The 24,110-nt window shown below is 62.7% G+C and carries 19 protein-coding genes; 7 read left to right on the top strand and 12 right to left on the bottom strand.

The annotated features are described in order from the left end of the window. Positions 1-12: 12 nt before the first annotated feature. Positions 13-1,182: a p-hydroxyphenylacetate 3-hydroxylase oxygenase component gene (locus tag A462_RS29355; RefSeq protein ID WP_003219889.1), complete on the bottom strand. Its 1,170-nt coding sequence runs from the start codon at positions 1,180-1,182 to the stop codon at positions 13-15. 228 nt (positions 1,183-1,410) lie between these two features. Here A462_RS29355 and A462_RS29360 point away from each other — a divergent pair, with 228 nt between their 5' ends. Then, the gene (locus A462_RS29360) at positions 1,411-2,898 is read left to right on the top strand and encodes an aldehyde dehydrogenase family protein (protein ID WP_008431196.1); all 1,488 of its coding nucleotides are present in this window, start codon (positions 1,411-1,413) and stop codon (positions 2,896-2,898) included. Positions 2,899-3,142: 244 nt separating this feature from the next. On the opposite strand, the gene A462_RS29365 is transcribed toward A462_RS29360, so the two are convergent. Beyond that, positions 3,143-3,478 (bottom strand): DUF6124 family protein, encoded by a 336-nt coding sequence (locus A462_RS29365; protein WP_008431194.1) that lies wholly within the window; start codon positions 3,476-3,478, stop codon positions 3,143-3,145. Positions 3,479-4,084: 606 nt separating this feature from the next. On the opposite strand from A462_RS29365, the gene A462_RS29370 reads away from it, so the two are divergent. Genes A462_RS29370 through A462_RS29380 form a run of 3 tightly spaced genes read left to right on the top strand, consistent with a single transcriptional unit; the run spans position 4,085 to position 6,482 of the window. Continuing rightward, entirely contained in the window at positions 4,085-4,621 is a 537-nt protein-coding gene (locus tag A462_RS29370) for a DUF3833 domain-containing protein (RefSeq protein WP_008431193.1), read from the top strand. Between the two features lie 17 nt (positions 4,622-4,638). After that, on the top strand, positions 4,639-4,944 hold the full coding sequence (locus tag A462_RS29375; protein ID WP_008431191.1) for a DUF6482 family protein: 306 nt from the start codon (positions 4,639-4,641) through the stop codon (positions 4,942-4,944). Then, the gene (locus A462_RS29380; RefSeq protein WP_008431189.1) at positions 4,941-6,482 is read left to right on the top strand and encodes a cryptochrome/photolyase family protein; all 1,542 of its coding nucleotides are present in this window, start codon (positions 4,941-4,943) and stop codon (positions 6,480-6,482) included. Before A462_RS29375 ends, A462_RS29380 begins: the two co-directional genes overlap by 4 nt. On the opposite strand, the gene A462_RS29385 is transcribed toward A462_RS29380, so the two are convergent. Continuing rightward, entirely contained in the window at positions 6,474-7,754 is a 1,281-nt protein-coding gene (locus tag A462_RS29385) for an MFS transporter (protein WP_177325565.1), read from the bottom strand. The genes A462_RS29380 and A462_RS29385 overlap by 9 nt on opposite strands. 133 nt (positions 7,755-7,887) lie before the next feature. Here A462_RS29385 and A462_RS29390 point away from each other — a divergent pair, with 133 nt between their 5' ends. Then, positions 7,888-8,352, top strand: coding sequence for a hypothetical protein (locus A462_RS29390; protein WP_008431185.1), 465 nt, complete (start codon positions 7,888-7,890; stop codon positions 8,350-8,352). Between the two features lie 144 nt (positions 8,353-8,496). Here A462_RS29390 and A462_RS29395 read toward each other — a convergent pair whose 3' ends face one another. After that, a complete protein-coding gene (locus A462_RS29395) occupies positions 8,497-10,602 on the bottom strand; it encodes a TonB-dependent receptor family protein (protein ID WP_003219873.1) in 2,106 nt (701 codons plus the stop codon). Between the two features lie 439 nt (positions 10,603-11,041). On the opposite strand from A462_RS29395, the gene A462_RS29400 reads away from it, so the two are divergent. Both A462_RS29400 and A462_RS29405 read left to right on the top strand, forming a co-directional pair. Continuing rightward, positions 11,042-12,229 (top strand): acyl-CoA dehydrogenase family protein, encoded by a 1,188-nt coding sequence (locus A462_RS29400; protein WP_003219870.1) that lies wholly within the window; start codon positions 11,042-11,044, stop codon positions 12,227-12,229. Positions 12,230-12,251: 22 nt separating this feature from the next. Then, positions 12,252-13,340, top strand: coding sequence for a sigma-54 interaction domain-containing protein (locus A462_RS29405; protein ID WP_003219869.1), 1,089 nt, complete (start codon positions 12,252-12,254; stop codon positions 13,338-13,340). A 34-nt stretch (positions 13,341-13,374) separates the two neighbouring features. Here the strand turns inward: A462_RS29405 and A462_RS29410 are convergent, their stop codons facing one another. The 8 genes from A462_RS29410 to A462_RS29445 form a co-directional block, all read right to left on the bottom strand. Further along, positions 13,375-15,180, bottom strand: a complete 1,806-nt coding sequence (locus A462_RS29410) for an ABC transporter ATP-binding protein (protein ID WP_008431180.1) — start codon at positions 15,178-15,180, stop codon at positions 13,375-13,377. A gap of 259 nt (positions 15,181-15,439) precedes the next feature. Continuing rightward, positions 15,440-15,952 carry a GNAT family N-acetyltransferase gene (locus A462_RS29415; RefSeq protein ID WP_003219864.1) on the bottom strand — a complete coding sequence of 171 codons (513 nt, stop codon included), beginning with the start codon at positions 15,950-15,952 and terminating at the stop codon, positions 15,440-15,442. Then, positions 15,949-17,391 carry an MFS transporter gene (locus A462_RS29420; protein WP_008431176.1) on the bottom strand — a complete coding sequence of 481 codons (1,443 nt, stop codon included), beginning with the start codon at positions 17,389-17,391 and terminating at the stop codon, positions 15,949-15,951. Before A462_RS29420 ends, A462_RS29415 begins: the two co-directional genes overlap by 4 nt. Further along, positions 17,388-18,596 carry an acyl-CoA dehydrogenase family protein gene (locus A462_RS29425; RefSeq protein WP_008431174.1) on the bottom strand — a complete coding sequence of 403 codons (1,209 nt, stop codon included), beginning with the start codon at positions 18,594-18,596 and terminating at the stop codon, positions 17,388-17,390. Before A462_RS29425 ends, A462_RS29420 begins: the two co-directional genes overlap by 4 nt. A 20-nt stretch (positions 18,597-18,616) precedes the next feature. Then, complete coding sequence (locus A462_RS29430; protein WP_008431173.1) at positions 18,617-20,332, bottom strand: dipeptide ABC transporter ATP-binding protein; 1,716 nt, start codon at positions 20,330-20,332, stop codon at positions 18,617-18,619. Then, positions 20,329-21,192, bottom strand: a complete 864-nt coding sequence (locus A462_RS29435; protein ID WP_008431169.1) for an ABC transporter permease — start codon at positions 21,190-21,192, stop codon at positions 20,329-20,331. Before A462_RS29435 ends, A462_RS29430 begins: the two co-directional genes overlap by 4 nt. After that, complete coding sequence (locus A462_RS29440) at positions 21,189-22,169, bottom strand: ABC transporter permease (RefSeq protein WP_008431166.1); 981 nt, start codon at positions 22,167-22,169, stop codon at positions 21,189-21,191. The genes A462_RS29435 and A462_RS29440 overlap by 4 nt, the downstream gene beginning before the upstream one ends. Beyond that, positions 22,166-23,827 (bottom strand): ABC transporter substrate-binding protein, encoded by a 1,662-nt coding sequence (locus A462_RS29445; RefSeq protein ID WP_023659005.1) that lies wholly within the window; start codon positions 23,825-23,827, stop codon positions 22,166-22,168. The genes A462_RS29440 and A462_RS29445 overlap by 4 nt, the downstream gene beginning before the upstream one ends. Between the last annotated feature and the right edge of the window lie 283 nt (positions 23,828-24,110).

Here is a 24,110-nt window from a genome sequence, read left to right as displayed (position 1 = left end):
GCCGGGTCGGCGTCAAATCATGCTCGGATCAGGCTCGAGCCCCATCAGCTCACGCCCCAGGATCTGCGCGCACACGTCGTAATCGGTGTACGCATGGGCGCCGGTCATATGGGAATCGCGGAACAGACGCTGCATCTCGTTGTGCTCGAACCACGCATTGCCACCGGCGGCCTCGAACAAGCGGTCCACCGCCTGGATGCACATCTTGGTGGCGTACGCCTGGTTGGTACGCCAGAACGCCAGGGTCTCGCGGCTCGGGTAACGGTGCTGTTCGCTGTGTTCGGCGTGTTCCTGCCAGGTCTTTTCCAGGAACGCCCGGGCGGCGGCCACCTGGTGGGTCGACTCGGCCAGGCGCATCAACGCCGGAGTCGCCGCCCCCACTGCCGCGCCGGTGTAGGCACGTACGCGGGTCCTGGTTTTTTCGCGGAATACTTCGAGCATGCGCTCGGCCACGCCCAGGCTCACGGTGGAGAAACCGCTGGCGAAATACGGCCGGTACGGCGAGTAGAAAATCTTGCTGTCGGGGTACAGACCGAAGCCGGCGGACTTGCCTTCCATCATGTCCTTGGCTTTCTGGATGCGGTGTTCTGGCACCAGAACCTTGTCGATGATCAGGGTCTTGGTGCCGCTGCCTTTCATGCCGGCGGCGAACCAGTCATCGCGAATCTGATAGTCGCTGCGCGGCAGTACCGCGAAGCAATAGTCCTGGGTGCCCTCGGCGTTTTTACGGCGGAAGCCGACAATCGCCCACTCGGCATGATCGCAACCGCTGCTCCAGCCCATTTCACCGCTGAACAGCACACCGCCCTCAACTTCTTCAGTGCGGCCAAACGGCGCGATGCTGCTGCTGGCGGTGGCATTCGGGTTATCGCCCCAGACTTCCTGCTGCAACTTGGCGGGAAACAACGCCAGTTGATGGCTGTGGGTGCACAACAGGCTCATGGCCCAGGCGGTGCTGGCACAGGCGCCGGCCAGCAACGCGATGCAGTCGGCAAACTGCGGCAGGGAGATTTCCATGCCGCCAAAGGGTTTGGGTTGAAAGGCACGGTGCATGCCGATGCTCTTGAGCAGCGCAATGTTCTCGTCAGGAACCTTGCGGTCCTGCTCGGCCTGGAAGGCGTTGGCAGCGATGGTCGGCAGAATCGCCTTGAGATCTTCGAGGAGCGGGTTTGGCTTTTTCATGGACGGCCCTGCTTATTATTGGATGTCCGGCTGGCGTTCAAACTCAACGAACGGCGCTGGATGTGGGGCCAGTATGGAGCGGGCGACACCCCCGGAAAATGCACCTTCCACAGCCAAGATTGCACTTTCCACAGGCCTGGCAGCCACAGACATATCGCCCGGCAGGCACAGACAAGCCTGGCCCGGCGGCGCTGGTTACCCTCGGGCTTTTGCGAGCAGGAAAATCCCATGAGCGATATTGCGCTGCTGCCTGAAGTCCAGGCCTTCCTCCGTCGAAGCCATGCCTTGTTTATCGACGGCGGGTACGTCCAAAGCCATTCCGGCCAGGCTCTGGAAGTGATCAACCCGGCCACCGGCGAGGTGATCGCCCAGGTTGCCGATGCGGACCTGGCCGATATCGACACAGCGGTGGAATCGTCCCGGCGTGGCTTCCGGCAATGGTCCCAGGTCGCCCCAGCCATTCGCGGCAATGTGCTGCTGAAACTCGCCGACCTGCTGGAGCAACATCGCGAAGCACTGGCGCAGATCGAAACCTGCCAGTCGGGCAAGATCATCCAGATTTCCCGGGCCTTCGAGGTCGATCAGGCGGCGCACTTCCTGCGTTACTACGCCGGCTGGGCCACCAAGATCAGCGGCCAGACCCTTACCCCGTCACTGCCCTCCTTCGCCGGCGAACGCTACACCGCGTTTACCCTGCGCGAACCGGTGGGCGTGGTGGTGGGCATCGTGCCGTGGAATTTCTCGACCATGATCGCCATCTGGAAACTCGCCTCGGCGCTGGTGACCGGCTGCAGTATCATCATCAAGCCCAGCGAGTTCACCCCGCTGACCATCCTGCGCATCGCCGAACTGGCCATCGACGCCGGCCTGCCGGCGGGCGTGCTGAACGTGTTGACCGGTGGCGGCCACGTGGGCAAAGGCCTGGTGGAGCACCCGGGCACCGACAAGGTCTCGTTTACCGGCTCGGTGCCCACCGGCATCGCCGTGGGCCGCAGTGCCATGGGCGCCGGGTTGACCCGGGCGACCCTGGAACTGGGCGGCAAAAACTCCGCCGGGTTCCTGCGGGATGTGGACCTCGACAAAGCGGTCAACGGCATCATCGAAGCCGGCTTCCTGCACTCCGGGCAAATCTGCGCGGCCGCCGAACGCTTCTTCGCCCACCGCTCGCAGATCGAGCCGATCATGGACAAACTGGCGCAACGCCTGGGCCGGTTGAACATCGGCTCGCCGCTGGACGAGCGCACCGAATTCGGCCCGGTGACCAACCGCCAGCACCAACAGAAACTCGAATGGTTTTTCGCCAAGGCCCGGGCCGAGAACAATACGATTGTCCACGGCGGCAAGCTGATCGACGGACCGGGGTGCTATGTGGAGCCCACCGTGATTCTCGCCAACACGATCCACGACACCCTGCTCAACGAAGAGACCTTCGGCCCGATCGCCACGTTTTTCCCCTACGACACCGAGGATGAGCTGCTGGAACTGATGAACAACACGCCTTACGGCCTGAGCGCCAGTCTCTGGACCAATGATCTGAGCAAGGCCCTGCGCATGGTGCCGGCGATCAACGCGGGGACGGTGTGGGTGAACATGCACACGATGCTCGACCCGGCGGTGCCGTTTGGCGGCAACAAGTCTTCGGGGGTGGGACGGGAGTTTGGCGGGGCGTTCATCGAGGATTACACCGAGCTCAAGTCGGTGATGATTCGCTACTGATAAACCGGGCGACCGATCGTTCCCACGCTCCGCGTGGGAATGCATACCGTGACGCTCCGCGTCACCACTGCGCAAGGCTTCCATTGTGCATTGCCAGCGGGACGCGGAGCGTCCGAGGCGGCATTCCCACGCAGAGCGTGGGAACGATCAGCGTGGGAGTGATCGCGAGCCTGCTGACAAACCCGCTCTCCTGACCAACCGCTCCCACACTGGATTTATGTTGCCAGTTGGATTTCGGATGTGATCAGGCCACCGGACACTCCCGGTTCAGCGCCTCATCCACCAACAACTGCGCCATCTCCACCAATTGCACCACTGCCAACACTTGCTTGCGGCTGGCCCCATCAAGATGCTCGGCACAGTCATAGGCGCTGACAGCCGCCGATTCAAGAATCTCGCTGGCATTACACAAGGCGACTTCGGTGCTGAGGCCGGCACGTACGGAGAATAGTTTGTTGGAGGACGGAGGCGAAGCGGCAGGTTCTGAATTGAGGTCGTAGTGCTTGAATGCGCGCTGGGCAGCATCGTGGAATTTCTGGTCGTTCAAGTAATGCGGCGGGTTGGGCGAGACCTTTTTCATGGTGAAGCTCCTCTATGAGTAAGCACCTCCACGCTCGCTACCACACGATTAAGGAGGCGACTGTACACGGGGTGGTAGACCGGTCATAGAAACCCGGCAGGCCGAAGCCTCCCATGCACAGCCGCCACAAAGCAGCCCGCACAAAAAAACGCCCTTGAGCGTTTTGGGATCTATGAAATAGCCGGGCTACCACACCCGTTCGCTGAATTGGCAGCGACCCGCGAAGGTTAGCGGCGAGAAGGTCTGGAAGCAACCTGAAATCTATGTGGGAACGGTCTGCGTAGGAACGGGCGATACCGCTGCCGGCGTATGCCCATTGTTGATCGTTCCCACGCTCTGCGTGGGAATGCATACCGTGACGCTCCGCGTCACCCTTGCGCGAGGCGTCAATGCGGCGGTGCCAGCGGGACGCGGAGCGTCCGAGGCGGCATTCCCACGCAGAGCGTGGGAACGATCATCTGCACCTGGTCCCCTGAGGCTGCATATACCCGCCATAAATGGGCAGGCCGGTAGCCGGTAACATCCTGGTAATGCGCTAAATACCTGTACAATTTTATTATTTTGTACAAGTATCAGCAGTATCAAGCCCTCTCGGGGAGAACCGCAATGACCCGTCTATTGGTTTCGCTGGCCCTGGTGTTGGGCCTGAGCAGTTGTGGCAGCGTGGATGTAAAACACTATGCCGACCAGCAACCGCAACTGGACCTGGTGAGCTTCTTCAGCAAGCCCGTCAAGGCCTGGGGCATCTTCGAGAAACGCTCGGGTGAAGTGGCCAAGCGTTTCGAGGTGAATATCGCCAGCCGTCGCGAGGGTGAAAACCTGATTCTCGATGAGCGCTTTCTATACAGCGATGGTACTCGCCAGCAACGTGTCTGGACCCTCACCCCGGACGGCCCCAACCACTGGCGCGGACGGGCCGGTGATGTGGTAGGCGAGGCCAGGGGCGAAGTGGCGGGCAACGCACTGCGCTGGCGCTACGTCCTGAACCTGCCGGTTGATGGATCCGTCTACGAAGTGAGCCTCGACGATTGGATGTACCTGATGGACGAAGACACGTTGATCAACCGCTCCAGCATGTCCAAGTTGGGTGTGGAAGTCGGCCAGGTGACGTTGTTCTTCCGTCGCCAGTCTTCACAACCCTGACCGGTAAGGAGTGAACCATGAACCTGCAAGCCCTGACCAGACTGGCCACCCAAGGCGCTGTACGCGAAATGGAACTGCTGTCGCTGGAAGGTGGTTTCTATCTGGCGCGCGTAACGCTGGACCACGGCCAGTTCACGCTGCTGGACGAGTCGGCGAAGCCCCTGCACTTTCGCTCCGTCAATCACTTGCGTGACGTGTTGCAGGCGGTCCCTGCGTTTCCCTGCACCCTGGTGCATCAGTGCGTGCATGACGAAATGTGCGGCCGGCGAGAAGGCGCTATCGAGCCACTGCGAACGCCATTTTCCCTGGAAGCGCCGTGGTGACCAAGGCAGTTCGAAACCTGTGCCTGGTGCTGGGCGACCAGTTGTCGTTTGACCTGGCCTCACTGGATGGGCTGGACAGCCAGCGCGATGCGGTCTTGATGGTCGAGGTCATGGAGGAAGCCAGCCATGTGCCCCACCATCCGCAAAAAATCGTCCTGGTCTTCAGCGCCATGCGCCATTTTGCCCAGGCGTTGCAGCAGCGTGGCGTGCGGGTGCAGTACGTCACCCTGGACGATCCGCAAAACACCGGCTCGGTGCCCGGCGAGTTAAGGCGCTGGCAATCGCTGATGCAACCCCGGGAAATACACCTGACCGAATGCGGTGACTGGCGCCTGGAGCAATCCCTGAAGGACTGCGGTTTGCCGGTCCAGTGGCATGCCGACCACCGATTCCTGTGCAGCCGTGACGCGTTCGCCGCTTGGGCCAGCGGTAAAAAACAGCTGCGCATGGAGTTCTTCTACCGGGAGATGCGCCGCAAGAGTGGGCTCTTGCTCAACGGTGACGGTACGCCGGTGGGCGGCGCCTGGAACTTTGATGCGGACAACCGCAAGGCATTGCCCAAGGGCACCAAGGCGCCCTACCCGGCGCGCTTCAGCTCGGACTCGATCACCCAGGACGTGCTGGCGCTGGTAGGTAAACACTTCAGCAGCCACTACGGTTCCCTCGACACCTTCGATTACCCCGTGACCCACGCCGACGCGCAGGCCCTCTGGGACTACTTTCTGGATTATGGCCTGGCTGGATTCGGTGATTACCAGGACGCCATGGCCAGCGACGAGCCGTTCCTGTTTCACGCCCGTATCAGCGCAGCCCTGAACATCGGCCTGCTGGACCTGCGCCAGCTGTGCAGCGATGTGGAGGCGGCTTATTGGTCGGGCAGCATCGGGCTGAACGCTGCCGAAGGGTTTATCCGCCAACTGATTGGCTGGCGTGAATATGTACGCGGCGTGTACTGGCTGAAGATGCCCGACTATGCCGCAGGCAATGCATTCGGCAACAGCCGCCCGCTGCCGGAGTTCTACTGGACGGGCGAGACGCAAATGAACTGCATGCGCCAGGCGATCGGCCAAAGCCTGAAACATGCCTATGCCCATCACATCCAGCGGCTGATGGTCACCGGCAATTTCGCCCTGCTGGCCGGCATCGTGCCCAGCCAGATATGCGAGTGGTACTTGGCGATCTACATGGACGCGTTCGACTGGGTCGAGCTGCCCAACACCCTGGGCATGGTCATGCATGCGGATGGCGGCTACCTGGGTTCCAAACCTTATTGCGCGAGCGGCCAATACATAAAGCGCATGTCGGACTACTGCCGCGACTGTGCGTACAAAGTCACTGAAAGTACCGCTGACAATGCCTGCCCGTTCAATGCGCTTTACTGGCACTTTCTGATGCGCCACGGCGACCTGCTGCGGGGCAATCAGCGCATGGCCATGCTTTACAAGAACCTCGACCGGATGCCTGAATCCAAGCAGGACGCGCTGTGGGAACGGGGCCAGAGGCTGCTGGCGAAGCTGGATGCGGGCGAGTCACTTTGAGCGGGCGACTTGGTGTTTGCCGGCACGCTGACCGAGCAGCATCAATCCACCTCCCGTCAGCAGCAAGCCCGCCGCGATAACGATATAGCCGCCGTACACATCCACACCTTGCACGAGGTTGAGCGTCTGGGAACACACCAGGGTGCCGGTCAGCGAGGCAATGGCCAGCACCGGCGTCACGGTCGCGGAGACTCGGCCCATATAGCCTGCCGGCACGGCCTCTTGCAGCATAGGCCCCTGCACCATGGCAAACACCGAAAAGCACAGCCCGCAGCAGAACATCAGCCCCCAGGCCAGGTAAAACGGCGGATGCAACGCATAGCCCAGGTAGCTCAGCCCCAGGCACAACAGCGCCACGGTGAACGCGCGTCGAATGCTCAAGACCTTCAACAGCGGCCGAACGAGAAAGGCCGCCACCAGCCCGCCGACGGGGAATGCGGCGAGTACCAGGCCATATTCACGCGGGCTCAGGCCCAACGTTTTGAAGGCATACAACGACAGGACGACGTTGTTGATACCGAGGGAAAAGCCATATAACGCCACGCCGGTCAGCAGGGTTCGAATCGACGGGTGCCCCCAGGAAAACCGCAGGCCGGCCAAGAGTCCACGCCAGAATGAGGCGCGCTCTGCGGGCAATGCCGCCCCCAAATCTCGGGTGGCCAGGATACATAGCGCTGAACAGCTGAACGCCAGCACATTGATCAGCAACGCCCAGATCGGCCCCACCCACACAAACAGCGCCGGGCCCACGGAGGCGGAAAGCACCGAAATGCCCGTGAGGGAAAACATCGTCTTGGCCGACGCTTCCACCCGCCGCTCAGCGGGAATGATCACTTGCATGACCGCCTGCCGGGACGGGTTGAAGAACTGCGCGGCGCTGCTGTTCATCACCAGCAACAGCAGCACGCCGGCGAACACTTGCATCTGATCGAGGCCGGACAGCGAATAGATCAGGATAAAGATCAGGAAGTTGATCACCCGGATAGCGTCTGCGCTGATCATCACGTAGAGCGGGGTCAGGCGGTCGACGCAGGCACCCGCCAATGGCGCCACCAGCACCCGCGGGATCGCCGAGGCCGCCACCGCCAGGCCCACGGCACTGGGTAGAAAGGCGCTGTCACGGAACAGATCGGTCACCAGCCAGACGATGATCGTGCTCTCCAGCACATACTCGCCGAAGGACGAGAGCGCCTGGCCCAGCCATAAAAGTGAAAAATTGCGGCTGATGAAAAAACCGGCAAACCGGCTTTGCCCTTGATTCGTCCTGAACACCATCCCTTCCCTGTGCGAAACGCTGTGAAATTTTCCGGCCGCTGCGAATTGTTGTGAAGCCGGTGATAAATGGCCAATTGCCCATGCTAACGTCGGCTTCGATGTCATCCAATTCATTGAGGGAGCAGCGCCGATGTCTACTACCGTAACACCCGCCGGTGGCGGACCGACCACTCAAAAAGCCTCGACGTCGGTATTCGACGACAAGTTGAATATTTCCAAGTCGAGCAAGGTGATCGCCGATTACATGCGCCAGTCGGGCAAGTCGGCCATCACCAAGCAAGAGCTTTCGCAACTGGCCAGCAATGCCTCGGGCAAGGTGCCGGCCGATGTGAGCGCTGCGGCCCAGTACATGGAGCGCCATCCCGACGTGTTCACCGCGATCGAAACCCATGATGTGGCCGGTGCCGATAACTTTTCCGGGGTGTGGAACTTCGACTGGGCAGCCAACGGTGGGCTCAATGGCACGGCGACCGATGCCATCGCCAAGATGCAGGACACCTTTGATTTCGCGATCGCCAAGTCGGCGCAGATCACCGAGATCAGCACCGGCAAAAAGGCCGAGCTGGACTCGACCAAACAGCGGCCGCAGAACTAGGTTCCTCGAAATGATCGTTCCCACGCTCCGCGTGGGAATGCATACCGTGACGCTCTGCGTCACCATCACCTCTCGCATCGACGGCCGGACGCAGAGCGTCCAAGGCGGCATTCCCACGCGGAGCGTGGGAACGATCTGTCACGGTCAGAAGTGAAACGCCACCCCCGTGGTCACGTTGAACGCATCCCCCACATAGAAGTTGGCCGAGTCCTGGCCCTTGGCGTCGTACGCGGTGTTGGTGGCCGTGGCATAGCGCTTGTTGGTCAGATTGCGTGCATCGACGAACACTTCCCACTTCTTGCTAGGGGCCTCGTAGCCCACCTTGGCCCCCCACAACGTATAGGACGGCGCACTCAGGGAGTTGGCAAAGTCGACGTAATAACTGGACGCCGCCCGGGCGTTGAGCTGCGCATAGAAACCACTGCCTTGGCGATATTCCAGCTCGGCCTGGTAGACCTGGCGCGGCAGGCCCGGCAGCTGGTTGTCGCCGAACACCGCATCGTTGCGGTAGTGGAAGTCGTTGAAGGTGTAGGCCTGGCGCAGGGTCACGGTGTCGCCATTGCCGCCGTCCCACAGTTGCGCATTCAAGCCGGCTTCGATGCCCTGGTGAATGGTCGCGCTGCCGTTGGAGGTGGCCACCAGTTGGTCCTGGGTGGCCGTCGCCTGGCGTACCACCACCGACAGCAGTTCTTTCTGCACCCACGAGCGGTAGACCGTCAGGCTGCCGTCAAAAATACCGTGGCCGCCGCGGATACCGAACTCCACGGTGTTGGCTTTTTGCGGCCGCACATCACGGATGTACGGCGTGCCGGTGCTGCCCAGCTGCCAGGTGACCGGTGGATCCACCGAGCGGCTGACGTTGCCGAACACTTCGAATTCCGGAGTCAACTGATAGCGCAGGCCAATGCGCGGGGCGACGTCGGTCTCGTCGTATTCAACGCCACTGGGGAACGCGCTGGTGTTGGTGGCGGTGCTGTATTCGATCTGCGCCTTGCGCTTGATATCAATCAATGACAACCCGGTGGACAGCCACGTGCGGTCATTCAGTTGCAGTTCGTTGCCGAGGGAAAACACCGTGTCCCGCGAGCCAGTGTAGTTGGTCTTCTGCTGGGTGATGCCGGTGGCCTTGCTGTGGGATTTCACATCGGCCAGGTACGCCAGCGTATTGCTGAAGGTCACGCTGCTGTCGCTGCGCAGGCCGAAGAAGGTGTCGGCGGTGCGCAGGTAGCGCAAGGTCAGGTTGACGTCCTGGGAGCGCCATTCCTGTGGTGTTGGCGAATAGCGCCAGCCGTTGTCCAGCGGGTAATCGTTGTAGCCCAGGCCGACTTCGAGCTTGGCATTGTCGTCGAAGGTGTAGGTGGTGGTGCTGCCCAGCAACGTCGAGCCGTCCTTCTTGCGCCCGATGGGCACGAGGTTGCTCGTGGGGTCGTGCTTGAGCTGGTATTTGGTCAGGGTATTGCCCTGGCTGAGGGTTTCTTCCTTGTAGCGAATGTAGAAGCGCGTCTCCAGTTGCGGGCTGAACACGTGGCCGAAGTTGGCAACGATCCCCTGCCCCTTGTTCGGTGTGTTGTCCTGGTAACCGTCACGCTCGTTGTGCTGGATGCTGACGTAATAGTCATTGTCGCCGTCCACGCCGCCGGTGCTCAGTTGCTCCTTGCGATAGCCGAAGCTGCCGGCTTCGAAACGCGCGTAGTTGCCCGGATCGGTGCGGCCGGTCTTGCTCACGAAGTTGATCGCGCCGCCCAGGGACAAGGCCGAATAACGGAAGGCGTTGGCGCCGTAGAGCACCTCGGTGTGGTCCACGGAAGCCATGTCCAGCATGTCTTCCTGGGTGCCGCCCGGGCCGGTCAACGGCAGGCCGTCATAAAGGAATTTGATCCCCAGCACATAGCCTTGATAGAAGGTATTGAGGCCCGAACCGCGGATCGAAATCTTGTTCGCGCCCGAGCCGCTGGTGGCTTGGGCGAATACGCCCGGCTGCAACGCCAGCACGTCCTCGGCGTTCGCCGCGCGGCCCTGTTCGATCTTGCGGTTGTCGATCACTGCGGTTTTGCCGGGCACCTTGGACAGTTGCTTCTCGGCCTTTTGCGCTTCGGTGGCTTCGGCACCGGTGACCACTACCGTGGCCAGGGTCGGGTCCGCCTGGGCGGCAAAGGCCGCGCCGTGTATCAACATCAACAGCACGCCAAGGCTGGACGCGGTGGCCAGTGACTCAAAACGACGAGCGCGAGGTTCAAACAGTTGCCGCATGAATTAAATACTCCTGGGGTCTCGAATTAGTTGGAGCATCTATTCGTATAGTCGCGCTCTGTTTCCAACTTTGCAGGGTTCATGCCACGTCAAAGCCTCAATAAACACTGGCCGGCCACTCTTATTAATCGCCACAAGTGCAACACTTTGCTGGTGAAATGTTCGATTCCGGACAATACAAAAACCACCCACAAACACTTATATGCTCAAGCAATAAAAGCATAACGAAAGCCCCGCCCTGCGGGCACAGGACGCAACTGTGCAAATCCCAACAGCCCTCCAACAAAAGTTGCGTATTCGACACTGTCCGCGCCTGCATCCCCGTAAGAAGTCGCAAGTTATCGGCTTATTGTTACTTGGTATGGGTCTTGCTCTATCCATTGCCTGTTGAAACAAATCAGCTCGAGCATTCTCGACTTAAGCAACGAGGTATTCACGCGTGACGGTCAACTTACTCTGCACCCGCAGGACGCCACTGGAGATTGCCCGTGACCTGGCGACCGAGTTCGCGCGCACCGCCGTCGACCGCGACGCCAGCGGCGGTACGCCCAAGGCCGAACGCGACAAACTGCGCAGCAGCGGCCTGCTGTCCCTGAGCATCCCCGGGCAATTCGGCGGGCTGGACGCCAACTGGTCGGAAACCTTCGAGGTGGTGCGCGAATTCGCCCGGGTCGACAGCTCCATCGCCCACGTATTCGGCTTTCATCACCTGATGCTTGCCACCGTCCGGTTATTCGCCACGCCCGCACAATGGCAAACCTGGTTCAGCCTGACGGCCAGCAACAACTGGTTCTGGGGCAACACCCTGAACCCCCTGGACACCCGCACGGTGGTCAAGCGCCACACGGGCTGGCGGGAATTCTCGGGACAGAAGAACTTCTGCTCCGGGGCCAACGACTCGGAAATGCTGATCGCCTCGGCCATCGATGAAAGCGCCGGCGGCAAGTTGCTGATCGCGGCGATTCCCAGCGCCCGCAGCGGGATCATCCTGCACAACGACTGGAACAACATGGGCCAGCGCCAGACCGACAGCGGCAGCGTGACCTTCAAGCGCGTGCGTGTGGAAGAGTCCGACCTGTTACTGGACCCGGGCCCCCTGAGTACTCCGTTCGCCTGCCTGCGCCCGCTGATTGCGCAACTGCACTTCGCGAATATCTTCCTCGGCATCGCCGAGGGCGCATTCGAAGAGGCGCGCCAATACACCCTGGAAGAAGCCCGCCCGTGGTTCCGCTCCAGCGCCAGCCACAGCACCCAGGACCCTTACATCCTCAGCCACTACGGCGATTTCTGGGTGGCGCTGCAAAGCACCCGCCTGCTGGTGGAGCGCGCAGGCCAGGTGCTGGACGCGGCATGGGCCAAGGGCTCGGCCCTGACCAGCGAGGAACGCGGCGAAACGGCGATTGCCATCGCCACCGCCAAAGTCGCCGCCAGCCGCAATGGCCTGGAGTTGTGTAGCAAGGTCTTCGAGGTCACCGGCGCACGGGCGACCAACGCCTCGGTGGCCCTCGACAGGCACTGGCGCAACTTGCGCACCCAGAGCCTGCATGACCCGCTGGACTACAAACTTCATGAACTGGGCGAGTGGGCACTGAACGGTACCGCGCCCATCCCGACGTTTTATTCCTGATCTTTTATTCAAAGGGATAACCATGCAACTGCTGACCCTACCGCCCTCGCCCGCCCTTGCCACCTCCATCCGCGCCACCGCGCAGGTGTTTGAAGACCCCAGGTCCAAGGCCTTGCTCAAGCATGTGCAACAAGTCGCGCCGAGCGAAGCCAGCGTGCTGATCATCGGTGAAACCGGCACCGGCAAAGAGTTGGTCGCACGGCATATCCACAACCTCAGTGGCCGCAAGGAGCAGCCATTCGTGGCGGTAAATTGCGGTGCGTTCTCCGAATCACTGGTGGAAGCCGAGCTGTTCGGCCACGAGAAAGGCGCGTTCACCGGTGCCCTCGGTGCCAAGGCCGGCTGGTTTGAAGAAGCCAACGGCGGCACGCTGTTCCTCGATGAAATCGGCGACCTGCCCATGTCGATCCAGGTCAAGCTGCTGCGGGTATTGCAGGAGCGTGAAGTAGTGCGCCTGGGTTCGCGCAAAAGCATTCCGATCAATGTGCGGGTGCTGGCGGCGACCAACGTGCAGCTGGAAAAAGCCATCAACGCCGGGCATTTCCGCGAGGACCTGTTCTACCGCCTGAACGTGGTCAACCTGGAACTCAGCCCGCTGCGGGATCGCCCCGGCGATATCCTGCCGCTGGTGCAGTACTTCATCGACACCTACACCCGCCGCCTCGGCTATGGCGAGATCATCTTGAGCAAGGAAGCCGAGCAACGCCTGGCCACCTACAGTTGGCCGGGGAATATCCGCGAGCTGGAAAACGTCATCCACCACACCCTGCTGATCTGCCGCGACGGCGTGATCCAGGCCGATGACCTGCGCATGTCCAACCTGCGTATCGAACGCCAGGAAGACAGCACCACCGCCCATGACCTGCTCGACCAGGCCTTCCAGCGGCTGTTCGAGGAGCAGATAGAAAACCTCCACGAACAGGTGGAACGCAGCCTGCTCACCGCCGCCTACCGGCTGTGCCAGCACAACCAGGTGCACACCGCCGAGTTGCTGGGGCTGAGCCGCAACGTGACCCGCACGTTGCTGATCAACCTCGGTGAGCTGAAGGTCAACAAGCGCCGCCCGCTGGCCGGTGCCAAGGATGACCGGGTGCTGCACCTCTCGATCTGACCTGACTGCGCGGCGTACCCGGTACGCCGCCTGGTCACACCACCGCTTCATCCAGCGCATCGCTGAACTGGCGACTCCACAACCGCGCATATTGCCCGCCCTGGCGCAGCAACTGTTCGTGGCTGCCGTCCTCGATCACCCGGCCATTGTCGAACACCAGGATCCGGTCCAGGTGGGCCACGGTGGACAGCCGATGCGCGACCACCAGCACGGTCTTGTCTTCCATGATTTCGTCGAGCTTGTCCTGGATAAAGCGCTCGGTGATCGAGTCCAGGCTGGAAGTGGCTTCGTCCATCACCAGGATCGGCGCGTTTTTCAGCAACACCCGGGCAATCGCAATGCGCTGGCGCTGGCCGCCGGACAATTTGACCCCACGCTCGCCCACCAGCGATTCGTAGCCGTGTTCCATGCTGTCGATAAATTCACTGGCGCCGGCGCGGTGGATCGCCTCGGCGACCTCGTCCATCGAGGCATCCAGGCGGCCGTAATGGATGTTTTCGCGAATGCTGCGGTGGAACAGGCCGGGCTCCTGGGGAATCAGGCCGATCTGCTGGTGCAGCGAATGCTGGGTCACCTCGCGCACGTCCTTGCCGTCCACCAGCACCTGGCCTTGCTGCACGTCGTAGAGACGCAGGAGCAAGCTCAGCAGGGTCGACTTGCCGGAGCCCGAAGCGCCCACCAGGCCGACTTTCTGGCCGGCGGGGATGACGATATTCAGGTGTTCGAAAATCGAACGATCACCGCCATAGCTGAAGCCGACATCGCGAAACTCGATATCGCCGCGCTTGACCATCAGCGCCTTGGCGCCGGGTTGGTCGATGACTTCATGGGGGCGGATCAGGGTGCGCACACCGTTGGCGATATTGCCGGTGGCTTCGAAGAATTCGAGAAAGCGTCGCGACAGGTTTTCCACATCGCTGATGATCAACAACGAAAGGCTGGTGGACATGACAAACGCAGCAATGTCGATACGGTGGCTGCGCCACAGGTAGAGCGCCAGCAATAACAAACCGAGCTTAAGCACTACGCCACAGGAAGCCTGGAACCAGCGAATTTTCTCCATATACCCCAGGGATCGGTAGGCAGCCGCCACCTCCTTGTCGAGGAAAGTGCCGAGGTAACTGTGCTCGAACGCATGGCGCGCAAACAGGCGGATATTGGCCAGATTGGAGACCGCATCCACCACTTTGCCGGTGCTGGTGCTGCGCGCTGCCGAATACTGTTGCGCCAGAGGATGACTGCGGCGTGCGAGGACGTAGCAGATAGCGATAAACGCCACCGACCAACCCGCCATGAACAACGCCAACAACGGCGATGCGGTCCATAGCAAGGCCGTGGCCAGGCTCAGCGTCACCAGCAGAGGGATCAGGTCGAACAACAAGATGCTCAGGGTCTGATTCACGCCCAGGGTAATTTCCGCCACCCGATGCGCCAGTGCCCCGGCGAACTCATTGCTGATGAAACGATGGGAGTGCTGCTGCAGATAGGCGAACACCACATGCGTCACCGTGCGCCGCTGCAACGGCAAGACGTGGATATGGCAGCCTGCCGATGCACGGGTAAACAGTACCTGGCACACCAGTAGCGCGCTTAGCAGTGTCAGTGGCCATTGCAGCACTTCAAAGGCACGCTCCGCTTCCAGCCCGTTGCTCACGGTGCGGGTGATCTGCCCCAGCCCCCAGGGCGTCAGAATCGAACACACCACCGCGGCGATCTGCAGCAGCAGGATAGCCAGGTACCAACCTTTGAAATGTCCGATGAAATGCCGCACAAACGCCGCCGGCGTCGATGGCAAGTGCTGGACATTCCAGGTGCGAAACAATGAAAAAGACGAACTCATGGCCAATGACATTCCTGAATGACGCCTGTGGCCGCGCAGCTTTCAGGCAAAAATGGTGAGTGTGATCGTTCCCACGCTCTGCGTGGGAATGCATCCGGTGACGCTCTGCGTCACGATTTTAAGAGCGGACGCAGAGCGTCCAGAGCGGCATTCCCCTGTGGCGAGGGAGCTTGCTCCCGCTGGAGTGCGAAGCGCTCCCAGGATTTTGGGGCCGCTGCGCAGCCCAGCGGGAGCAAGCTCCCTCGCCACAGGTTCAGCGTCACTTTTGGGATTGGTAGCGGATTTCCTCCAATTCACGACCGCCCCGAGCAAGGGTGCGGCTTGATTCGGGCTGCGCTATCCATCCTGCATTTTGGTAAAAGCGCACTGCCCGCCGGTTTTCAGCCAGCACCCACAACGTCGCCGTCTCCAGGCCCAGGCTCGCGAGATGCTCCAGCCCCCTGAGCCACAGCGCCCTGCCCACCCCCGTTCCCCAATGCTCGGCCAGCACATACACCGCCTGCACTTCACCGGTTACGCCTGGATCAGCATCCTCATCACGACTCGAGCTGACAACAATCCAGCCCACCACACGCCCCTCGACCTGCGCGACAAACACAGCTTCGCTCCCCTGCTCAATCGACTGCCGCCAAAAGGCTTCGCGCCTGGGCTGTGTCGCCTCCAGGGAAGCCAGGTAATCCGCCGGCATCAGTTCACGATAAGCCTGCTGCCAACTGCGAATATGCACCCAGGCAATGTCACCTGCGTCCTCGATACGTGCTGCACGAATCATCCAATTCCCTCTGCGCGTTTTGCATAAATCGCCGAGCCCGCCTGGGGCGACAGCCTGCGATAAACCAGCCCCGACAAGGCACACAGCAATCCGGCACCCGCCATGATCCAGGCGATATCACTCTGCTCGACCGTGGCATGCCCGCGTACGGCCATGATCAAGCCGAGCAGCCCCGCCGCGATGCCCACCGATAAACTCAACGTCAACTGAATGGTCATCGCCGACAGGCTGCTGGCGCGGCTGGATTGCTCCGGTGGCACGTCGGCATAGGTCAACGCCCCCAGGGTGCTGAATTGCAGCGAGCGAATGATCCCGCTGCCAAATAACACCAGTATTACAATCCAGTAAGGCGTTGATACCTCGAACAGGCTGCACGCCAGGATGGTTGCACCGGTGAGCACCGCATTGCCGATCAAGGTGCGCCGGAAACCGAAGCGGCTGACAATCCGCACTGCCAGCATTTTCATCAGCAACGCACCCACGCCACCGGCCACGCTCAGCAGCCCCGCCTGCAACGGGTTAAGCCCGAAACACAGCTGGAACAGCAACACCAGCAAAAACGGCTGTGACGCGCTGCCGATGCGCATCAGGTTGCCGCCCCAGAAGCTCAGCGCGAAGGTCGGGATTTTCAACAATGAAAAATCGATCAACGGGTGCGCCGTCCGCCGTGCATGCAGGACATACAGCCAGGCACTCAACAGCCCGCCGCCAATCAGCAGCAACGCCCACTGGCGCGGCAACAGGCCGTGGCCCAGCACCTCGAAACCGAACACCAGCCCGCCCAATGCCACACCGCTGAGCAACAAGCCGGGAACGTCCAATGGCTGGCCGGGCGTCCCGGAATAGTCCGGGATATAGCGCAGCACCAGGATCACCCCAAGCACGCCGATCGGCAGGTTGATCAGGAAGATCCAATGCCACGACAGCACCGTCACCAACAGCCCGCCCAACGGTGGGCCCAGCAGCGGCCCAACCAGCGCCGCCACCGTCAGGTACGACATGGCACGCAGCAGGTTTTCCCGCGCCGACCAGCGCAGCAGGATCACCTGCCCCACCGGCACCATCATCGCCCCCGAGGCACCCTGGGCCAAACGCGCCAGGGACAGTTGCAACAGCGAGCCCGAGCAGGCACAGGCCACCGACGCGAGGGTGAACAGCACGATGGCGCTGATAAACACCCGACGCGGCCCGAACCGGTCGGCCGCCCAGCCGCTGACCGGCACGAACAGCGCCACCGCCAGCAGGTACAGCGACACCACCAGGTTCATGCGCACGCTGGGCTCGCCGAAATCCTGGGCCATCTGCGGCAGCGCGGTGAGCACTGCCGTGGCGTCGATCAGTTCCATGAACAGCGCACAGCCGATGATCATCGGCACCCGGCGCGCATGCCCGGTGCCCACCTCGCCCAAGGGGTGTGAAAGGTTGAGGGCTTTGTTCAAAACAGCCCCGATGTCGGAGGCGGCGTGCCCTTGAGTTGCCAGGCGCCCACGGCTGCGGCTTTCCAGTGCCGGGGATTGTGGTTGGCCACGGTGCGCGCGTTGCGCCAGTGCCGGTCCAGGTTATGCGCGCGGCCGGTGGTGGAAGCGCCACCCACGTCGAACACCAGCTCGGCGGCCTTGAGCGCCGACTCCGCCGCGATGTATTGCGCCTGGGCCACGTCCACTGCCGCCTGGTCGACGGCCACCGCATCAAGATCCGCAGCCCAGGCGCGGTCAATGGAGTCCGCCGCGTGCAACACCACCGCTTCGGCGGTAAAGGCCCGGGCCGAGACGTCGCCCACGCTCAGTTCCACGTACGGGTCATCCACCGAGCGCGTGGCGCTGCTGTGCTTGATCGGCCGCGCATGCTCCTTGGCAAAGGTCACCGCATCATTCAGCGCATTACGCGCAATACCGGCCTGCACCGCCGCGAGGAACACTTGCAGGAACGGCGTGACAATCGTGCGCTTGCCTTCCTCGACGGTGCGGGTGCGGATCTCGCTGGCCAACACCTGCACATCATGCAGATGGGTGGTGCCACTGGCGGTCAGGCGCTGGCCCATGGCGTCGAAATCATCCAGCAACTCCAGGCCCTGGCGGTCGCGGGGCAGGATGAACGACACGGGCTGGTCATTCTCGTCCAGGGCGACGGCGCTGACCCAATCGGCATACAACGAACCGGTGCTGTAGTACTTGCTGCCGCAAGCGCGAAAGTGCTCGCCGTCACGCACGATGCGCGCACTGATCGAACCGTTGGCACCGCCGACTTCCCAGCCGGCATTGCCGATCACGGCGCCTTGCAGGTAGCGCCCGAACCAGCGCTCGCGCTCCTCCTCCGCCCCCTCGGCGCGGGACGCCAGCAGGCCTTCGACAAACCCGAAACCGGGGCGCAGCGCCTGGGCCACGTTGGAGTCGGCCGAGGCGATGCGAATCAGCAAGGCAATCACGTCCTTGACCGAACCACCGGCGCCGCCAAACCGCTTGGGAATCCGCACGGTAAACAACCCGGCCTGGGCGATCTGCGCCACGGCCTCATACGGCAGTTGGCGGTCACGCTCACGTTGCGCAGCGCCGGCGGCAATCTGCGGCAGGATGCGGTCGGCACGGGCGTTCAGTTCGGCCACCGTTACAACCGGCGGCGTGGGTACAGCAGACAACTTGCTCATGGCACTTCCTTGATTCAGGTCTAGATGGCGATTTTCCACAGGCGCGATTCATCAAACAGCCAACCGGGGTTTTCCGGCTCCAGGGCCGGTACCACCAACTGCTTGCCGCTGCCTGGCAGGCGTGGCACCGCGCCCAGCAGGCGCCGGGTGTATTCGTGCTGGGGCGATTCAAACAACGTCTCGACGCTGGCGCTTTCCACCACCTGGCCGTGGCGCATCACCAACACTTCGTCGCTGACGTGGCGAATCACCCCCAGGTCGTGGGAGATAAACAGGTAGGCCAGGCCCAGCGAGGCTTGCAGGTCGGCCAGCAGATCCAGGACCTGGGCCTGCACCGACACGTCCAGCGCCGACACCGGCTCGTCGCAGATAATCACTTTGGGGTTGCTGGCAATCGCCCGGGCAATCGCCACGCGCTGGCGCTGCCCGCCCGACAGTTGCAACGGTCGGCGCTCGGCCAATTGCGGCGCCAGGCGTACCTGGTCGAGCAACTGTGTCACGCGGGCCGCCTGTTGCTCGGCGTCGATACCGGCAACGTCCAGCGCATCACTGAGGATCTGCCCCACCGTCCAGCGCGGGTCGAACGAACTCAGCGGGTCCTGATAAATCACGCTGATATCCCGGCGATGCACACGGCGGGTCTTTTCCTCGACCCGCTCGGTACCTGCCGCGGCCCATGGCTGGTCGAGAAAACGCACCTCACCGGCATCCGGTTGCAGCAAGCCGAGGGCGATGCGTGCCACGGTGGTTTTGCCGGAGCCGGATTCACCGACGATGCCCAGGGTGCGACCGGCGCGCAGCTCGAAGCTGACGTTATCCACCACCTGGCGCGACTGTTGATCGGGGCCGACATACCGCTTGCCCAGGCCGGAGGCCTTGAGCAGCACCGGCGAATCCGCGCCGGGCCGTGGTTGCGCCACAGCGTTGCTGCGCTCCGGCGACAGGCGTGTGCCCCGGGCATGCTCGGCGGGCACCGCATCCAGCAACGAGCGGGTGTAGGCGTGGCGCGGGTTGAGCAGCACCTGATCCATCGGCCCCTGCTCCACCACTTCGCCGTGGCGCAGCACCAGCACCTCATCCGCCAATTGCGCGACCACTGCCAGGTCATGGCTGATGATCAGCAGAGAATCGCCACGGGCCTTGATCTGCTGCAATACCTGCAGGATCTGCGCCTGCACCGTGGCATCCAGCGCCGTGGTCGGTTCATCGGCGATCACCAGGCCGGGGTTCAATGCGAGTGCGCTGGCAATCAGCGCACGCTGGCGCAGGCCGCCGGAGAGTTGATCAGGGCGCTGGCGGGCACGCAGTTGCGGCTCGGGTACGCCCACTAGGTCCAGCAGTTCGATGACGCGTTCGCCACGGCTGCGACGGTCGCCCCAGCGATGGGTCTCCAGCACTTCGAGAATTTCCTTGCCCACCGGCCGCAACGGGTCGAGGGACACCAGTGCGTCCTGCAACACGAAGCCGATGCCATTGCCACGCAAACGACGCCAGCCGCGTTCCGACAGGCTGAGCAAATCCACACCGTCATAGCTCAAGGTGCGCGCCGTAACCTTCGCGCCCGAACCCGCCAGGCCGATCAGGCTGCGGGCGGTGACGCTTTTACCGGAGCCGGATTCGCCCACCAGCGCCAGGGTCTTGCCAGGCTCCAGGGTGAAAGACAGATTGCGCACCACCGACTGCCCGGCAAACTCGATGGACAGCCCTTCAACGATCAAGCGTTTCTGGTCGCTCATGAAAGACGGCCCTCCAGGCGTTGTTGCAGGTAACGGCCAGTGACCGTGGTCGACAGCGTGGTCAATACGATGAACAGCCCGGGGAAGAACGTCAGCCACCAGGCGTTGGCGATGAAGTCGCGGCCCATGGACAACATGGTCCCCCACTCCGGTGCCGGCGGACGGGCGCCCAGGCCGAGAAAACTCAGGGCCGAGGCCCAGACAATCGCCTGGCCCACGCCCATGGTCAGGGTCACGATCAACGGGCGCATGGCGTTCGGCAGCAACTGGCGCAGGATGATGCGCAGCGGCGGATGCCCGAGGGCACGGGCGGCTTCGATATAGCCCGCGTTGCGCACCGCCAGCACCTGGCCACGGACCATCCGCGCATAACCCGGTGCACTGCCCAGCCCGGTAGCGACGATCAGCGGGCCGATGCCGCTGCCGAAAATCGCCACGAACAATAGCGCCAGGATCAGGCTCGGAAACGCAAACAGCACTTCCAGCAACCAACCCACGCCGCGGTCCACCCGCGTACCGCCCAGCCCGCCCAACAGGCCGAGAACGATGGCGATGCTCATGGCGATAGCGGTTGCAGCCAGGCCGATGAACAACGACTGGCGGGTGCCATGGATCACCCGCGAAAAAATATCCCGCCCCGACTGATCGGTGCCGAACCAGTGGGCCAGGCTCGGCGAATGAAACGCATCGCGGGGCACGATGGCCAGCGGGTCGCTGTAGGCGAACAACTGCGGCACCAGCGCCGCGACGATCACCAGCAACAGAAAGGTAATCGCCAACAGCGGGCCGAGGCGCAGCGTGCGAGTGGTGCGCTGAATCCGCAGCGCGGGCAGCGGTGTTTCCAGGGTCAGGCCACTCATGCTGGAAGCTCCTGTTGGCGAGGGTCGACCCACAGGTACAGCAGGTCGACCAGAATATTGGCGAGCACGTAACCGGCGGCGACCACCAGGCTGATGCCGATGGTCAGCGGCAGGTCCTGGGCCTGCACCGCCTGGTACAACTGGCGGCCGAGGCCCTTGCGGGAAAAAATCACTTCGATCACCACGGCGCCGCTGATCAGCGCGCCGATGGCCCAGCCCGACAGCGAGATGCCCGGCAACACGGCGTGGCGCAACGCGTGTTTGAAGCGCACGTTGAAGTCACTCATGCCACGGGTGCGGGCGGTCAGGATGAAGGGTTGGTCGAGGGTCAAATCCAGGGATTCGCGGGTGACCTGGGCGATAAACCCGGCCAGCGGAATCGCCAGGGCGAACGACGGCAAAACCAGGGTGCGCCAGCCATCACTGCCTGCCGGCGGGAACAGCCGCAGGCCGAACGCAAACACCGCCAGCAGCAGAATCCCCAGCCAGAAGTGCGGCAGCGCGGCGGCCAGGGTTTCGGCCAACGAGGCCAGGCTGGCAACCCAGCGTCGCCGGCCGGCGGTCAGCACCGTCAGCGCCAGCACCAGGACCCAGGCCAGGGCGAGCGAGGTCAGGGTCAGCTCCAGGGTCGGCCAGGATTGCTCGGCGAGCACTCGGGTCACCGGCAGGTGCTGGGAATAGGAAACCCCCAGGTCACCCTGCACCAGTCGCCCGAGGTACAACGCGTATTGCACCGCCAATGGTTTGTCGAGGCCGTACTCGCGGGTGGCTTCGGCGATGGTCTCGGGGGTGGGGTTGCCGCTCGGGCCGCCGAGGATCGCCTGCACCGGGTCGCCGGGCATCAGGCGCAAGGCAAAGAACGTCAGCGTGGCCACCGCCCAGAGCACCAGCACGCCGCCGGCAAGGCGCCACAGCGCACGTATGCCGAGCCGGGCCAGGCGCTCGCGCCGTGGGTTGGCAAGTGATGTGTCGCTCATTTGTTCACCCATGCGTCATAGAGATAAGTCACCGCCAGCGACGGCTCCAGCCGCACGCCCTGGGTGGTCTTGTAGATACCCAGCCGCGTGCTTTGCGGGTAGGTGGTCAATTGCAGGTACTGGCTGGAAGCGATTTTCTGCGCCTGGTAATACAGCGCCCGGCGCTGCTCGCTGTCCTGGGTGGTGAGGGCTTGCCGGATCAGCGTGTCGAACGCCGGGTCACTGAAGCCTGCGGTGTTCTGGTGGTAACCACCGACACCCGCCGGGCTGATGAACTCACTGCCGAAGATGATCCGCAGCACGTCGGCGGTGTTGGTGTTCCAGTAGCCGAGGCGAATGTCGTAGTCCCAGTCGGCCTGGCGTTTGGTGGCCTGTACGTCACTCATCTGGTCGACGATCAGCTCGAAGCCGACCTGCCGGGTGGTGGCCTGCACCTGTTCCCACAAGGTGTATTCCGACGGTGGCGTGCGGTTGCCCATCACCACGTGAACTTGCAGGCGCTTGCCGTCCTTGGTGCGGTAGCCCTCGCTGTCGCGCTGGGTCCAGCCGGACTGGTCGAGTAACTGAGCAGCCCGGGCCGGGTCGTAATCCTGGGCGTGCTGGAACTCCGGGCTGTAAAAGCGCGTGGCTGGGCTCAGCGGCCCGCCGGCGCGGGGGAATTCGTTGAAGTACACGCTCTTCAACGCACCCTCGATGTCGGAACTGCGTACGAAGGCTTCGCGCACTCGCACGTCATCGAACGGCGCACGGGTAATGTTCAGCGTGCCGTTGGTGGGGTTGCCGGGGCGTTGGGCGATCACCAGGGTCAGGTCCGGGTTGCGTCGAGCGGCCTCGTGGGATTCGGGCGGCAACGCTTCGATCACGTCGACCTCGCCAGCCTGCAACGAGGCGAAGCGCACGGAAGGTTCCTGGATGAACTTCCAGACGATCCGGTCGAGCCAGGCCGGGCCCTGGTGCTTGGCGGTGGGTGGCGCCCAGTTGTAGTCGGGGTTGCGCACCAGCTCGACCTGGCTTTGCCGGTCCCAGCGCACGACCTTGAACGGGCCGCTGCCGACCGGGCTTTCGCAGTTCACATCGCGCGAGCGCAGCAGGGCTGTGGGGGACTCGATGCCGAGGAAGCCTTGGGCGAGGACTTCAAGAAAGGCCGCGTACGGCGTGGCCAGGTGCACCACTGCGGTGTATTCGTCGAGCACGTCGGTGCTGCGGTATTGGCGGATGTAGCCGCCTGCGGTGCTGGACTGGGTCTTGGGGTTGGCCATGTGGTCGAGGTTGGCCTTGACCGCCGCGGCGTTGAACGGGGTGCCGTCGGTGAAGTGCACGTCGTTGCGCAGGTGGAAGGTGTAGGTCAGGCCGTCGGGGGAGACTTCCCAGGTCTTGGCGAGCCAGGGGCCGATGCGGCCGTCGGCGTCCATCGAGACCAGGGAGTCGAGGTACTGCTGGGCGACGAACACCTGGGGCATGTCGCCGGCCACGTGGGGGTCGAGGCAGGTGGGTTCGCGGTCGGTGGCGTACACGAGGGTGCCGCCCTTTACCGGCTGGTCACTGCGTGTGACGGTGGAGCTGCCTTGGCCACAGCCCAGGAGCAGGCCGCAGAGTGTGGCGGTGCCGATAAGGAGCAACGGGCTGGATCGTCGCGGGTAAGGGGCGGGTTCTTGCATGATGGGTCAGGCCTAAAGTCCGGGAACTGGGTCATTGCACAAGGCATGCCGGGTTTTTGGGCCTGTAAACAGGGGGGATTGGAGGGTTGGGGGATTGCTGAAAACGACAATGTGTGTGGGAAGTGTTGGTCAGGCAACAGCTCGGCCTTGGGGGGCGTGAGGTTTGAGTACATATCCGTTGCTGCGGTAACGGCGGCTATTGGTTCCGCTCTTACAGCGGCTCACTTTTGAACAGCGCAAAAGTAAGCAAAACGCTCTTGCCCCACCACTCGGCACCTCGCTT

Source organism: Pseudomonas sp. Ag1, assembly GCF_000278565.1.
Lineage (GTDB): Bacteria > Pseudomonadota > Gammaproteobacteria > Pseudomonadales > Pseudomonadaceae > Aquipseudomonas.
This window is presented reverse-complemented; position numbering and strand designations above follow the sequence as displayed.

What these genes read in the sequence shown, in the direction of transcription:
- A462_RS29405 (WP_003219869.1), top strand. Translation starts at nt 12,252, where the DNA reads ATGCAACTGCTGACCCTACCGCCCTCGCCCGCCCTTGCCACCTCCATC.
- A462_RS29435 (WP_008431169.1), bottom strand. Translation starts at nt 21,192, where the DNA reads ATGAGTGGCCTGACCCTGGAAACACCGCTGCCCGCGCTGCGGATTCAG.
- A462_RS29390 (WP_008431185.1), top strand. Translation starts at nt 7,888, where the DNA reads ATGTCTACTACCGTAACACCCGCCGGTGGCGGACCGACCACTCAAAAA.
- A462_RS29430 (WP_008431173.1), bottom strand. Translation starts at nt 20,332, where the DNA reads ATGAGCGACCAGAAACGCTTGATCGTTGAAGGGCTGTCCATCGAGTTT.
- A462_RS29360 (WP_008431196.1), top strand. Translation starts at nt 1,411, where the DNA reads ATGAGCGATATTGCGCTGCTGCCTGAAGTCCAGGCCTTCCTCCGTCGA.
- A462_RS29395 (WP_003219873.1), bottom strand. Translation starts at nt 10,602, where the DNA reads ATGCGGCAACTGTTTGAACCTCGCGCTCGTCGTTTTGAGTCACTGGCC.
- A462_RS29445 (WP_023659005.1), bottom strand. Translation starts at nt 23,827, where the DNA reads ATGCAAGAACCCGCCCCTTACCCGCGACGATCCAGCCCGTTGCTCCTT.
- A462_RS29425 (WP_008431174.1), bottom strand. Translation starts at nt 18,596, where the DNA reads ATGAGCAAGTTGTCTGCTGTACCCACGCCGCCGGTTGTAACGGTGGCC.
- A462_RS29370 (WP_008431193.1), top strand. Translation starts at nt 4,085, where the DNA reads ATGACCCGTCTATTGGTTTCGCTGGCCCTGGTGTTGGGCCTGAGCAGT.
- A462_RS29365 (WP_008431194.1), bottom strand. Translation starts at nt 3,478, where the DNA reads ATGAAAAAGGTCTCGCCCAACCCGCCGCATTACTTGAACGACCAGAAA.
- A462_RS29375 (WP_008431191.1), top strand. Translation starts at nt 4,639, where the DNA reads ATGAACCTGCAAGCCCTGACCAGACTGGCCACCCAAGGCGCTGTACGC.
- A462_RS29355 (WP_003219889.1), bottom strand. Translation starts at nt 1,182, where the DNA reads ATGAAAAAGCCAAACCCGCTCCTCGAAGATCTCAAGGCGATTCTGCCG.
- A462_RS29410 (WP_008431180.1), bottom strand. Translation starts at nt 15,180, where the DNA reads ATGAGTTCGTCTTTTTCATTGTTTCGCACCTGGAATGTCCAGCACTTG.
- A462_RS29440 (WP_008431166.1), bottom strand. Translation starts at nt 22,169, where the DNA reads ATGAGCGACACATCACTTGCCAACCCACGGCGCGAGCGCCTGGCCCGG.
- A462_RS29415 (WP_003219864.1), bottom strand. Translation starts at nt 15,952, where the DNA reads ATGATTCGTGCAGCACGTATCGAGGACGCAGGTGACATTGCCTGGGTG.